Source organism: Ferruginibacter sp. HRS2-29 (assembly GCF_024343615.1).
Classification (GTDB): Bacteria; Bacteroidota; Bacteroidia; order Chitinophagales; family Chitinophagaceae; genus Ferruginibacter.
Genome location: NZ_RJUB01000158.1, coordinates 100,891 through 115,048 on the forward strand (window position 1 = coordinate 100,891; position 14,158 = coordinate 115,048).

The following is a 14,158-nucleotide window of genomic DNA, read 5'->3' on the forward strand; positions in this document are numbered from 1 at the left end:
TCAATCAGGTTAAGATAATTCACTGTCCAGGATCACTTTCAGGGTCTTATGGTCTGCGGCATGCGCAAACGTATCATAGGCATCCAGTATGGCATTGAGTGCAAACCGGTGTGTGATGAGTTTTTTTGGATCGATCAGGCTGGAGGCGACAGTCTTCAACAACATCGGTGTGGTAACCGTATCCACCAGCCTTGTGGTGATGGTGATGTTTTTGGCCCAGAGTGATTGCAGGTGAAGGGTTACACTTTTGCCATGCACGCCTATGTTGGCGATATGCCCGCCGGGAGCAATGATCTCTTCACACAATTCGAAAGTGGCCGGTATACCTACCGCTTCAATGGCTACATCTACGCCAACATTATTGGTAAGTTTCATGATCGCTTCCACAGCGTTTTCTTCTGCGTTGTTGATCACATCCGTAGCGCCGAATGTTTTGGCCACCGCAAGCCGGTTGCTGTCGGGATCCACGAGAATGATCATAGCCGGGGTATATAATTTAGCAGTAAGCAGCGTAGCAAGGCCGATAGGCCCCGCGCCGATGATGGCCACCGTATCGCCGGGTTTTACCTGGCCGTTGAGCACGCCACATTCAAACCCTGTAGGCAGTATATCACTCAGCATTACTATAGCATCTTCATCCACGCCATCGGGCACCGGGTACAGGCTGGTATCAGCATAAGGGATACGCACATATTCCGCCTGCGTACCATCTATGAGGTGGCCGAGTATCCATCCACCTTTTTCGCAATGCGAGTACATACCTTTTTTACAATAAGTGCATTTTCCGCAGGAGGTGATGCAGGAGATCAGTACTTTATCGCCTTTTTTAAAATTAGCTACTGCTGTGCCTGCTTCTTCTATCACGCCCATCCCCTCATGCCCCAGGATACGGCCATCCGTTACTTCCGGCACATCGCCTTTGAGGATATGCAGATCGGTGCCACAGATAGTGGTCTTCAATATTTTGACGATCACATCCGTAGCTTCCACAATAACAGGATATGGTTTTTCTTCCCAGGATTTCTGGCCGGGGCCATGATATACCAACGCTTTCATGATATTTTTTTTTAGATAACTGCTCTTCTTTCTGAGCCTTGATTGACTGGCCGAAAATAACTCTTGCCAGATAGCCCTGGCATGACGCAACAAACCCTTTCGGATGATCTTAATCATACCATACAGTAATAGCTCTCACGTTCTTCATTACGTGCTCCCGCTACTTTTGAACAAACTATTTTTATGGACAGGATTCTGATCGCCACCGATTTTGACCCGGTATCACACCATGCAGCGGTTTTTGGAACAGCCCTGGCAAATGCCTGTGGCGCCAAAGTCATTTTGTGCAACGCATTCAACCCGCCATTACCTGTAGCATCGGCGGATGATCAGCAGGAACATTATGAACAGATGCTCCGGGCCGATGCGCTACTGCTGAAGGAAGCCGCGGAAATAGATCCTGAAAAAAAATGCGTCGAAATACTCTGTGATGAAGGCGATGTGCCGGAAGCCATTATGGAAATGGCGAACCAGGAGCACGCAGATCTCATCATTACGGGCCTGCGGCCTCATATTACCACTCCCTTATCACCGCACAAAAGTACCGCCGCGGCATTGGCTGAAGCTACCCGCAAACCGTTGTTGATGGTGCCGGAAGGCGCTGTATTAGGGTCCGGCCGTACCGGCCTGTTCATTCACACTTCCTTTAGCGGGGGAATTAAAAATATCGTTGAGCGGCTTTCTGATGCGGCATCATGGTTTGATGGCTCCATTCCCGTTTATAAGGAGGGCGAAGACCTGGCCGCACCGGCAGACAAACCCGCTCTATTGTTGCACCTGATTAAAAAATACCGCCCCGATTGCGTACTCATGATCGACCCCGGGCAGTTGTGGCTGACTGCTTTTTGTGAGTACGGCAGGCTTCCCTTGATGGTGCTTCCAAAAAACCATTTTTAGATCTTTTATTAAAAAACAGTTGTCTTTATGAAACTCATTTATTTATTCCCCCTGTTATTGCTGGCTGCAGGCTGCCGGAGCAATGATCAGAAAAAAACTGCCTATCCCGTAATAGTAAATACAGTTCCTGTAACCGACAGCCTGCCGCGAAAAACCACAGACGCCCCCTATTATTGGGAAGCTGATCTTACCCAACAGGAAGGGCTGGTAGTAAAACGTTCGGCCACTATCCCTGCCGACTCGCTCAACCCCGTGATGATGACGGCCAGGCTCAATGGCCTTTACCCGGAAGTGCCGTTTTTGCTGAAGAAGATCTCCAACGATACGGCCTATATCCGTGTAACGGACAGCAGGTACCTGAGCCGGCAGATGGGCTCCAGCGGGCCCGAAGCCTGGATGGCCGAAGTGGTGTACAACCTTACCGAAGTACCGGATATACGCTATGTGAACATTGATTTTAAAGTGCGGGACCATGGTGCCCCGGGTACTTATTCCCGTACAGATTTTACCATGCGCTGATCCCCTGTCTGCATGACCAGCATCACCGCCAATGCTAAGCAGACTCACCTGCGGCATTGAACCACCAGATTAATTTTGAGTAACAGAAATAAATAAACATGAAAAAAATATTGGTCGCCACCGACTTTTCCGACGCTTCAATCAATGCATTTTTATATGCCCTTAACCTCGCCAGGGCCACGGGCGCTGCTGTGCACCTGTACCACGTGTACCATGCAGTACAGCCCATCCCGGAAAGTTACCTGGTTCATACCACACCCGACTTATGGCCATCCATTAAAGAAAAACTGGACACGATGGTGAAAGGCGCCGAACTTACCAGCTCACTTAACATCAGTATTTCGGCCGACCATGGAAGGGCATCGGACCTGATCTTAAAGGAAGCAGCCGCGGTAAAAGCGGACCTGATCGTTTGCGGAACCAAACACACTACCCCCGACCTGAAAAAGATCTTTGGCAGTACGGCAACAGCCCTTTCCCATAAAACCAATATTCCCCTGCTGGTGGTGCCGTTGAAGGTATCGTACAACACCATCCGCCATATTGCGCTGGCCTGCGATACCGATCCGGATACCAGCCGCGAAACTGTGTGGCTGTTAAAAGATATCTGCCACCGGTTCTCGGCATCGTTGTCCGTGGTATTGGTATCTCCCGATCCCGTTACCGCGAAATATGAAACCCTTTTTCAATCGATGCCTGTCATGGATGCGCTGAAACCCTACCGGGCGGCCCTGGAGTTTTCCAAAGGCAGTAATATCACCCATTCGCTGTTGAAATTCAGTAACGAGAAACAGATCGATCTGCTGGTGGTCATTTCCCATAAACACAGCATCTTCGACCGGTTGATAGTGGAGAGTGTTACGCGGCAACTGGTCTTTCATACAGATCACCCGCTGCTGATACTTCCCCAGTTGAGGGATCCCATCGCTGCGGGGGAAAACGTTGATGAGGAGGAGGAAAAGGGGCAGGATTTTTTTTATACGGACTAGGTATTTTTTCCACCAGGACAGCCCGATAATGTTCCGCCAACGCTCGGTAAGCCGATGCTCATTCTTCAATATTCATTAAAAAAGCGATCATGAAAAAATTATACCTGCTCGTTATCCTGGGCTCACTCAACATGCTTTCGTTTGCTCAATCCTATGTAGGTTTTAAGGCAGGCTGCACCATTCCATCTATAGCCGGTACTACTGAAAATACCAATAACTATGTTTCAGGTCTGTCGTTCAATGGGGGGATAGCGTATAGCAGGCATCTTAAAAATGACTGGTACCTGCTGGCCGAACTGAACTATGCACCTCAATCGGGGCACCGCAACGGCCTGCAGCCCCTTACCGACCGCCAGTATGCAGACTTCAAGATGAATACGCTGCAACCATTGTATGCCAACTATCGCCACGAGCTTGAATTCACATTCCTGGAGATACCGGTAATGTTGCAGTTGAAACTGGGTAACAAACTGAAATATTCGTTTTGTATAGGCCCGCAAATCGGCCTGCTGCTACATGCAAAAAGCCGCAACTCGGGCACGAGTTTTCTTTATGTGAATGAAGGCGGTACGCTTGTTACGATCCCCGGTGGTACAGAAGTTGCGCCTGTATCGCTTACCAAAACAGTCAATACCACGGGCAACTATCATCGGTTCATTGCGGGTATGCAGGGTGGTTTGCAGCTGGAATACCCTCTTGCAGGAGGGATCATATTTATACAGTCGCGTACAGACATCGGGTTGACCAATATGAATAAAAAAAGTATCGATTCCGAAAACCTCTATACGGGGTCGCTCATCTTTTCCGCCGGGTGTTTTTTTACCCTGTAAAAAAGCTGCAGGCTTGGCGCTGGAAAATATTGACGGGCATCCGAACATCCTTTCCCGCATTTCATATTAAAAGATCATCCTGCCTGTGAATGTAACATAAGTGACCAAGCGCCCCCTTTGCAGCAGCCATCTTTGCATAAATAAAAAACGATGCAATTACTGGTCTTGTTCCTCGCTGCTTTGGTGGGCGTATCGCTGGGTGTTATTGGCGGTGGCGGCTCCATCTTAACTGTTCCCATACTGGTATACATCGTAGGTATCAACCCATTACTGGCCACTTCGTATTCATTGTTCATCGTTGGCGCCACTTCGCTGGTGGGCGCTTTCAACAGCTGGCGGCAGGGGCACATAAAAATAAAAACGGCAATTCTTTTTGGTACTGCATCCATCAGCACCGTATTCGCTACCAGGAAACTGCTGGTACCTTTGATACCGCATCATATTGCCCGGATAGGAAAATTTGAAGTCACCGCTAGTCTCGTCACCATGGTATTGTTCGCCATACTGATGCTGGCAGCTGCTATTGCCATGATCAAAAACGGCAGCAACAAAAATGCGCAATCGCCACCAACTGACCCCGTTCAAAAAATCAGGTTCTCGCGGTTATTATTTTATGGTGTTGCCATTGGCCTGGCTACAGGCTTTTTAGGTGCCGGCGGCGGATTTTTACTGATCCCAACCCTGGTGTTGCTGATGGGGCTTACCATGCAGGAAGCCATCGGCACTTCGCTGCTCATCATTGCACTTAACTCCCTGATCGGCTTCACCGGCGACATTGGCCATTTTGCCATTGACTGGGTATTCCTCCTCAAAATTACAGCGGTAGCCATAGCTGGCATTTTTGCGGGTGGGTATATCGGCAGGCGAACGGACACCGCAAAACTAAAAAAGTTATTCGGCTGGTTTGTGCTGCTGATGGGCATTTACATCCTCATTCACGAGATATATGCAGGATGATAAAGATCATTGTCCGAATGTGACCAATGTTACTTAAACACTTTTCATTTACCTCCATCTTTGTTTTATAAAAAAAATTATCATGAAAATTGAACAGATCTATACAGGTTGCCTGGCACAAGGGGCCTACTACATCAGCAGCAACGGCGAAGCAGCAATTGTGGACCCGCTTCGCGAAACAGCTCCTTACCTTGCCCGCCTGCAGAAAGACGGCGTACAACTGAAGTACATTTTTGAAACCCATTTCCATGCAGATTTTGTAAGCGGGCATGTGGACCTTGCCAAAGCCACCGGTGCAACAATTGTGTATGGCCCGGGTGCCGAGGCTGCATTTGATATTATATCGGCGGCTGATGGGGCCGAATTTAAAGTAGGCGACATTACCATCAAAGTATTGCACACACCCGGCCATACCCTGGAAAGTACCACTTACCTGCTGAGGGATGAAACCGGTAAGGATCATTGCATCTTCAGTGGCGACACCTTGTTTCTCGGTGATGTTGGCCGCCCCGACCTGGCCCAGAAAGCTGCCCACATGACCCAGGAAGAACTCGCCGGCTTATTATACGACAGCCTTGTAAATAAAATAATCCCGCTTGCAGACGATGTGATCGTATATCCCGCTCATGGCGCCGGCAGCGCGTGTGGAAAGAATATGATGAATGAAACGGTGGACACACTCGGCAACCAGAAGAAGATAAATTATGCGTTGAACCAGCCCGACAAAGCATCGTTTGTGAAAGCAGTAACAGATGGCCTGCTGCCTCCGCCTGCCTATTTTGGGTACAATGTGGCCATGAATAAAAAAGGGAATCCACCGTTTGAAGCGATCCTTCAGCAAGGCACTACCGACCTCACGGCCGACCAGTTTGAAGCCGCTGCCGATATCACCGGGGCATTGATAATAGACACCCGCAGCAACACGGAATTTTACAAAGGATTTATCCCGCAATCCATCAACATCGGCCTCGACGGCGATTTTGCGCCCTGGGTAGGCACCTTGCTGGCAAATGTGGATATGCCCCTCCTGCTGCTAACCGACAAAGGAAGGGAAACCGAAGCCGTTACCCGCCTGAGCCGCGTGGGCTTCGACCGTATCACCGGCTATCTCGAAGGCGGGTTTGAAGCCTGGCTGGCTGCAGGTAAACAAGCGGATGTGGTCAACAGGATCTCTGCTGCACAAATGGCCGAAACTTTTGTACCCGGCAAAGACAAAGTGATCGATGTGCGCAAAGAATCCGAATATGCGGCGGCGCATGTGGAAGAAGCTTACAACAAACCACTGGCTTTCATCAACGACTGGATAAAAGACCTTGACCGCAATGAACATTTTTTCATGCATTGCGCAGGTGGCTACCGCAGCATGATCGCGGCTTCCATTTTGCAGGCACGCGGCTACCGCAACTTTACAGAAATAGCCGGTGGCTTCAGCGCCATCAGCGAAACCAGCATCCCGAAAACAGATTTTATTTGCCAGAGCAAACTGATGAAATTTTAAATGCTTTTGCGTACATTAAACCTGCTTTTCGATATTAAATAAAATAAGACGTTTATGAATTTTGGTGAATGGATATCACGCCCCTGGCCCTGGTATGTAGCGGGGCCACTGATCGGGCTTACAGTACCGGCGCTGCTGGTACTGGGCAATAAATCTTTCGGGATCAGCTCTTCGTTCCGGCATATCTGTGCTGCCTGTTTCCCGGGCAATGTGCCCTTCTTTCAATACGACTGGAAGAAAGAAGCCTGGAACCTTTTTTTTGTAGCAGGTATTTTACTGGGGGCTGTGCTGGCAACGCAATTACTCGCTAACCCGCAGCCGCTGCAGATCAGCCCGCAACTAAGCGCCGAACTCGCCGGTTATGGCATTACAGAGCACAATGGGCTCTTACCCTCACAGCTGTTTAACTGGCCGGCATTGCTCACCCTGCGTGGCCTCATCACCATGGTGCTGGGCGGCTTCCTCGTAGGCTTTGGCACCCGCTATGCCGGTGGCTGCACCAGCGGACATGCCATCATGGGACTGTCCACGCTGCAATGGCCATCGCTGATTGCTACCTGCTGTTTTATGATCGGTGGATTTGTAATGGCCAACCTCATCCTTCCATTTATTCTTTCCCTTTAAATTTTTTGTATGCAAGAAACCATCACGAATACCGACTTTGAAGTGCGATCGCTCGACAGCATTTGTGTAAATGACAGCAGGCTTACGCACCGGTGGTACCACAATATCAAATACCTGATCGTTGGCATCCTCTTCGGGATCATTTTTGTAAAAGCGGAGATCATCAGCTGGTTCCGTATCCAGGAAATGTTCCGCCTGCAATCGTTTCACATGTATGGTGTTATTGGCAGCGCCGTACTGGTGGGCATGTTATCGGTATGGCTGATCAAAAAATTCAACATCAAAACCATTTACGGCGAAACGATCGTTTTCCCGGTAAAAGCATTCAATAAAGGACAGATCTACGGCGGGCTGCTGTTCGGGTTCGGCTGGGCCATCACCGGCGCCTGCCCGGGGCCGCTCTTTGCGCAGATAGGCACCGGCGCCACCGTGGTGATCGTTACGCTGCTGAGCGCTATTGCGGGAACGTGGGTGTATGGGTATGTGCGGGAAAAGCTGCCGCATTAGCAGCCGGCGATAATTTTTTATATCTAAAATATAAAATCCCTGTAATTACGATGATTGATTTTTTTTAAGATTCTACACCCGTATTTCCCTCCGCACAAAGTATCATTGTTTGTCCCCACAGTACTGTGGGGAGCGCAAACGTTCGGCCCCACGGCCGTGGAGTGAATAAGAAATTCGACTTTCACGAAGCCAGCGAAACTAAAGCCGGCATATATTTTTTGCGGCTTTCAGTGCCGACCAGGCAAAGAAGAACAGAACCTTCTGAAGAACTATCAATTTATCCATCGTACTTTTAGTTCAAAAAACAAAACCTCCCCATGCCATCCCACCCCACCCTCGAATCCATTTTCGAACCCGCCCTGGTAAAAGAGATCTACCAGTTCGGCGACCTGATGCATTTCGCCGAAAGCGATGTGATCATGGATTATGGTAAATACATCCGCATGATGCCGCTCATTACCAAAGGCTCCATCAAAGTGATGCGGAAAGATGATGCCGGCAACGAAATACTGCTCTACTACCTCTCCGCCAGTGAAAGCTGCTCCATGGCCTACAGTTGCTGCATGGAAGCCAAAAAGAGCGTGGTGAAAGCCATTGCCGAAGACGACGTGGAACTCATCGCCATCCCGCAGGTAAAGCTCGACGAATGGCTCTGCAAATACAGCAGCTGGAAAAACTACATCATGCGGGGCTTCAACGACCGCCTGCTCGAAATGATCAAATCTGTAGAAAGCATCGCCTTCCACCAACTCGACGAGCGCCTCCTCCACTACCTCCAGGAAAAACAACGCCTCTCCGGATCGAGCCTCATAAAAACCTCCCACTATACCATCGCCGACGACCTGCATACCTCCCGGGTAGTGATATCCCGCCTGCTGAAGCAGTTGGAGAATGATGGGCGGGTGATATTGTATCGGAATGAAATTAAGCTGCTGAAATTGTAACGGATCTCATCACACCTCTCCGCTGCCTTGCCGCAGGCATATACCTCTAAAGGGGTATATTTTGGAAATAGTTGGGGGTGTGGAAGGAAAGGAGTAGCATTGTGAGGCCGTAACCTTATGTTCTTCACCTGGGATTGATTATTCTTTTAACTGTGGTATTTTAGTTAGTCTGTTATCAGAAAATTTCATATTCTGAAAGAATCTGATAAGTTGAAATTTTATCCAATTCTCAATTAACAATAAACGTTTTTCAAAACTTACAGTAATGAATTTAGCATTAAATAAAAAAATCCTAGAATCCGATATTTGGAAAAGACCAGAAAATGCTACTGATGGAAATTCTAACGGAAATTACTCCTACACAGAAACACCTTGCCCCAATTATTTTACTTTAGATTTAGAACAAGTTGTCGAATTGACTACAATCAGATTTCTTCTGTATGACCGAGATGTTAGAAGTTATAAGTACCGGTTATTAACTTCGACGGACTTGTACACTTGGATGGTTCATTCGGATGCAATGGGAAATAGCTGGCAAAATTTTGAGTTCAGCCAAAAAATACAAGCTCGTTATGTCAGACTTCACTGCTTATGGAATTCGAGTAATGGGTCATTTCATATCGGAGAAATTGAAGTATATAAAGATAACATAACGATCAGCCCAAAAGAAACTGTTTATGTAATTAATAATTTGACGACCACTTATGAAATTTCCGATGGTTTGTCTATTTCAAGAAAATTGCAACCATTGGTAAACACAATCAAACAAATCCCCAATAAATTCTCAGGACTTAATAAAGAGTACTTTTCTAGTATTAGTGCAGAATTGGAAAAAGGAATTTATGACATCGAAAAAATTGAAAAAGGAATGGAATCTATTCGTCGTCAAATAATTGAGCCAGTGAAACAAGAGTTAAATGTTTCGAATAATATTGGAAAATGGTCTATCTGGCTAGGTTTAATAGGTGGAATTGTAGGAATATTTTCCTTGTTAAATTCAATCTTTAAATGGATCGAATAAAGCCTTATAGAAAACAATAATGATTACTAACATTACATTATGCTATAAAATAGTCTTAAAATGAACGAAATACCAGACGACAAGGATACCAGATACCAATTTAATGCTTACTTAGGACAACATTTAAGTTTTGCAGGTTATTTTGGAAGCTATGAAAGAGCTTTCGAGGCTTTGATGGAAAAGGTTTATAAATCTGGGAATCACGTTGACCTACTTGCTTACCCTATTCTATTTATTGCAAGACATTGTATGGAGTTAGGTTTCAAGACAAACATCAGATATTTTCTTAAATACTCTGACAAAGATGATTTTAAGAAAGCAGGAACACATGACTTAGAAAAACTTTTTGGAGCCTTTAAATTGCATATTGCTGAAACCATTAAAAATCTCAATTCAAAATATGGAATCGAAGTTGAAAAAGAAGATATCAAAGAGTTCAATACATATTGCGAAGAGGTAAACAAATTAACTGGCATTTTTCATTTGCTTGACAAAAACTCTGATAGCTTTCGTTACCCGGTAGATAAAGAAAACAATAATTCCTTCGAAAAAAAAGATACTATAAACCTCCTTGACGTTAAAGATCTTTATCATAGGACATCAATTTTATTGACACATACCGCAGACGTGTTTGCAAAATATACTGATTATGCAGATGAGATTGAAAATATGTATGAACAAGAAATGAGAGATAATTATGGATATTAAACGATCAAAGCACCCCGGCCTAAATGGCAGTATTGATCAGAATACATATAACTCTAACTTAATTTAATATGGCTATAAAAAAATGGGATGCATTTATTTCTCATGCTAGTGAGGATAAAGATACTATTGTAAGAGAACTAACTAATGTTCTAGAAAATTTGGGAGTACAAGTTTGGTATGACGAAACACCTTGACTGTGGGTGATAGTTTAACACAACAAATTGATAACGGTTTAAACAAAGCGAATTTTGGAGTAGTAATAATCAGTAAATCCTTTCTAAATAAAAAATGGCCAGATTATGAATATAAGTCTTTATTGAGTAAGGAGGAAAATTTCAAAAAAAATAATTTTACCAATTTGGCATAACATAACGCTTTCTGAAGTAAAGAAATTTTCATTGTATTTAGCGGACAAGTATGCTTTAAATACCACTAAAGATTCTATACAGTCGATTGCATTCCAATTGCTGGCAGTTATACGTCCTGACATCTTTTCTAATTATCATCGGATGGCAGTTTATCATCGAATGGCTAAAGAAGATAAAACGAAAGAATACCGTTTCGAGGATATAAATATTGGTCCCAAGAAAAGAGATACTTTGCCCGGAAAGCTTATAAACCGAATTAAAAATATTCATTTTGGAATAGGTGTCAACTTCCCACTCTCAATGGAAGAGGATATTGATTGTTATTTACGTGACTCAGATCCCGAATCTGAAATTGAACTCTGGGAAAATATGAATGCTTCTTATTTTGAATTTATTGATTCCCAAGAAAATGTTGGTGAAAACTTAAAGTTCGAAGTAGCCAGCCAATTATTACATTTTTCTACATACCCAAAAACTAAAATCTCTTCTTTGACACAAGAACAATTTGAAGAATTGTTTAAGATATGGAAATCTAATAGCCACCTATATTGAAAATTGCTAAAAAAATATTTGCAAAAAAAAGGACTTAACAATTAATGAATTTACTCCTTGCAAACAATAGTTTTTTTTCCTTCAATCATCACCTATTAAATAAAGGGAGTAACGTTAATATTTTAACTCCCTGTAAAAAAATCCCACTTGCTAAGAACTAAATTTTATTCTTCACTCCATTTTTTTCTATCTTTGAATTGCGAAACGATTAATGTAAAAAATGAACAATTCAAATTTAGAAATCAAAGATAAAGCCTTGCGGAGAGCGGGTGTAAGTCCCGTATCTTCAAACTACGTTTGTCGTTTCGCAGCACCGCCAGGCCTCTTTTTAAAAAATCAAAGTTATGCGAAACGACAAACGAACAACCCTCCGCCGCCCCGATGTGCGCAGCCTGAAAATTCAACCCAAAACAAGGTTTAACAAGTACAGCCAGAAAGATGTTCCCGAGATCAAGCTTTGCGGGGAATGGTTGCAGCAGCTCGGCTTCGAACTGAACGCAAGGGTACTGGTTACTTCCATGCCCAACTTATTGATCATCCGAACTACAGAGTAGTACACAGTAAAGAGCCGCTGACAATATGTTGGCGGCTTATTTTTTATCAGCCATCATGCCGCGGAACCGGCTGGCGGGGACGCCACGCCGGGGCGGTATGGTTTATTTTTGATACGCAGCCGTGTGGAAAACTTGAGCGACGGCGTATTTTTTACACAAAGCCGAAACTCCCGCGGAACCGGCTGGCAGGGACACCACGCCGGGGCGGTATGGTTTATTTTTGATACGCAGCCGTGTGGAAAACTTGAGCGACGGCGTATTTTTTACACAAAGCCGAAACTCCCGCGGAACCGGCTGGCGGGGACGCCACGCCGGGGTACAAGTTTTTTTTTTGCCATTGCCAGGCCTTTTCCGGCGCATCCCTCTTCCTTTAAAAATCCATTTTACTCTTTGTAAAATGAGATACACTCAAAAAGGCTATCAGTAAACTACCAGGTCTGGCTGTTTTTTCAAGTAGGGCAATAAAAACGATTGATTAAAATAGCACAGGCCGGTACGGTAATTTAATTTTTTACCAAGGGCAAAAGCAATAGCTGCATTGTACAGCTGCATTGATTTTAGAGTATCTGCCGTTTCATACTTTACTGCCAAACGCATCATGCTTAATGCTTCCCGGATAGTATCGGGCAGTATAGTGGCTAATTGCTTTTTTCTACACTATCTATATTAGGTTGCTGTGCAACGCACACAACGGTTGTGTGTAAAAAATATCCTGTTTTTACAGGATGGACAAGAGCTAAAAAAATGATGAGGTTTGTTTTACCATAAACAACTTACCATGAAAAAAAATTTTATCCCTTTCAGGCAGGCTACACATTTGCTGCAACATGTTAGCGCAGGTGCGTTACACAACAGAAATGTATCTCCTTCGGTTGCCCAACAGAATTAAAACACAACACTCTTTTCCTTTTATAAAACAATAAGTTCATCGTACAACAACATAAAACTACTGCAATGAAAATCTGCTTTGTATGTATCGCTGTATTTCTTTTCCTGAGTACAGCATTTGCCCAGCCGGGCAAAAAAGTAAAGCCAAAGGAAAAGCCGCCTACGCAAAAAGAAATGGAAGATTTACTGAAGCTGGCGCAGGATGCGATGAAGGATATTAGCCCGGAGGATAAAAAATTAATGGATAGTATGGGCATTAAGATACCAACATTTAGCAATATGCCAAATGTGAGTGATCAGCAATTAGCAGATGCCTATACGCAGGATGGTTCGGGTGTTGTGGTACCTGCAAAAAAAACTGCACTCATTGCTCAAATCCCTAAAACTATTTTTTCTACCGCACAACTGGAGGCGTATGTACAGTCTACAAATGCATCCATTGCCGATATGATTAAGCCGGAGGCAAAACAACTGGCAGAAAAGATTCTGTTGCAGTTTAAAAACGATCCTTACCCTGGTGCCATGGTGGCTGCATCTGCAAATGGTTTATGGCTTTTGGGCTATCAGGAGCCTGCCGTTTACCTTATGGGCAAAGCCATACAACTGTTGCCCAATGCCGATAATTACAGCAATTATGCTGCATACCTAACCATGATGGGTGCCGCCCACATGGCCATACCTATATTACAAAAACTAAACAATGTTCATAAAAAAAACAGCACCATTTACAACAATCTTGCACAGGCATGGCTGCAAATGGGCGATGGAGATAAAGCAGAAAAATATATTGACAGTGCCATTATGATCTATGCGTATCATCCGCAGGCAAATTTTACCAAATGCCTGCTGCAGGAAGCCAGAGGGGAAATGACGAATGCTGTGATTTCTTTAAAACGATCTATCAAACATAGTGCAACCAAAAAGAAACTGGACAAACTGCAGGCTATGGAGAAAGATAAAAAACAATTGAAATACTATGTACCCAGAGTGTACTACTCTACTGCTTTTAATTTAGCAAAATATGCGGCTTTGGTACCCAAATCGTATGCACATGTGGTAGATCCCGGTATTTATAATCAATGGGCAAATTTCAGAACCATAATGGCAAATGAAATAGCGGTGGTAACTGCCGACATTGCCAGGGCTACTGCAAAAGCCAATGAAGAAGCGCATTACCTCACGGTGAATACCGCTAAAGCAGGAGGGCTGCAATTTAGCCCATGGTACAGCAAGCAACTAAAACGTG

16 protein-coding genes are annotated in these 14,158 nt (G+C 44.8%); 15 read left to right on the top strand and 1 reads right to left on the bottom strand.

Annotated elements, in window-relative coordinates; all coding sequences use genetic code 11:
* Positions 1–9: 9 nt before the first annotated feature.
* The gene (locus EGI32_RS19225; RefSeq protein WP_255157288.1) at positions 10–1,056 is read right to left on the bottom strand and encodes a zinc-dependent alcohol dehydrogenase family protein; all 1,047 of its coding nucleotides are present in this window, start codon (positions 1,054–1,056) and stop codon (positions 10–12) included.
* A 183-nt stretch (positions 1,057–1,239) separates the two neighbouring features.
* Between EGI32_RS19225 and EGI32_RS19230 the strand changes: the two genes are divergently transcribed.
* From EGI32_RS19230 to EGI32_RS19295, 15 genes are all read left to right on the top strand, one after another.
* Positions 1,240–1,953, top strand: coding sequence for a universal stress protein (locus EGI32_RS19230; RefSeq protein ID WP_255157289.1), 714 nt, complete (start codon positions 1,240–1,242; stop codon positions 1,951–1,953).
* Between the two features lie 27 nt (positions 1,954–1,980).
* On the top strand, positions 1,981–2,472 hold the full coding sequence (locus EGI32_RS19235) for a hypothetical protein (RefSeq protein ID WP_255157290.1): 492 nt from the start codon (positions 1,981–1,983) through the stop codon (positions 2,470–2,472).
* Between the two features lie 98 nt (positions 2,473–2,570).
* Entirely contained in the window at positions 2,571–3,461 is an 891-nt protein-coding gene (locus EGI32_RS19240; protein ID WP_255157291.1) for a universal stress protein, read from the top strand.
* Between the two features lie 89 nt (positions 3,462–3,550).
* Positions 3,551–4,291: an outer membrane beta-barrel protein gene (locus tag EGI32_RS19245; protein ID WP_255157292.1), complete on the top strand. Its 741-nt coding sequence runs from the start codon at positions 3,551–3,553 to the stop codon at positions 4,289–4,291.
* A 150-nt stretch (positions 4,292–4,441) separates the two neighbouring features.
* Positions 4,442–5,248, top strand: a complete 807-nt coding sequence (locus EGI32_RS19250) for a sulfite exporter TauE/SafE family protein (protein WP_255157293.1) — start codon at positions 4,442–4,444, stop codon at positions 5,246–5,248.
* Positions 5,249–5,330: 82 nt separating this feature from the next.
* The gene (locus tag EGI32_RS19255; RefSeq protein ID WP_255157294.1) at positions 5,331–6,746 is read left to right on the top strand and encodes a rhodanese-like domain-containing protein; all 1,416 of its coding nucleotides are present in this window, start codon (positions 5,331–5,333) and stop codon (positions 6,744–6,746) included.
* A 54-nt stretch (positions 6,747–6,800) separates the two neighbouring features.
* Entirely contained in the window at positions 6,801–7,370 is a 570-nt protein-coding gene (locus EGI32_RS19260) for a YeeE/YedE family protein (protein WP_255157295.1), read from the top strand.
* Positions 7,371–7,379: 9 nt separating this feature from the next.
* Positions 7,380–7,877: a YeeE/YedE family protein gene (locus EGI32_RS19265; RefSeq protein WP_255157296.1), complete on the top strand. Its 498-nt coding sequence runs from the start codon at positions 7,380–7,382 to the stop codon at positions 7,875–7,877.
* Between the two features lie 317 nt (positions 7,878–8,194).
* Complete coding sequence (locus EGI32_RS19270) at positions 8,195–8,821, top strand: Crp/Fnr family transcriptional regulator (protein ID WP_255157297.1); 627 nt, start codon at positions 8,195–8,197, stop codon at positions 8,819–8,821.
* Between the two features lie 265 nt (positions 8,822–9,086).
* A complete protein-coding gene (locus EGI32_RS19275; RefSeq protein ID WP_255157298.1) occupies positions 9,087–9,842 on the top strand; it encodes a discoidin domain-containing protein in 756 nt (251 codons plus the stop codon).
* Positions 9,843–9,902: 60 nt separating this feature from the next.
* Positions 9,903–10,550, top strand: coding sequence for a hypothetical protein (locus tag EGI32_RS19280; RefSeq protein ID WP_255157299.1), 648 nt, complete (start codon positions 9,903–9,905; stop codon positions 10,548–10,550).
* A gap of 68 nt (positions 10,551–10,618) precedes the next feature.
* Positions 10,619–10,744 (top strand): hypothetical protein, encoded by a 126-nt coding sequence (locus EGI32_RS21235; protein WP_303626640.1) that lies wholly within the window; start codon positions 10,619–10,621, stop codon positions 10,742–10,744.
* A gap of 204 nt (positions 10,745–10,948) precedes the next feature.
* Positions 10,949–11,470 (top strand): hypothetical protein, encoded by a 522-nt coding sequence (locus EGI32_RS21240; RefSeq protein WP_303626639.1) that lies wholly within the window; start codon positions 10,949–10,951, stop codon positions 11,468–11,470.
* Between the two features lie 344 nt (positions 11,471–11,814).
* Positions 11,815–12,024, top strand: coding sequence for a SymE family type I addiction module toxin (locus EGI32_RS19290; RefSeq protein WP_255155413.1), 210 nt, complete (start codon positions 11,815–11,817; stop codon positions 12,022–12,024).
* A gap of 954 nt (positions 12,025–12,978) precedes the next feature.
* Positions 12,979–14,158: M48 family metallopeptidase (locus EGI32_RS19295; protein ID WP_255157300.1), on the top strand; the 1,180-nt coding region annotated here is incomplete at its 3' end.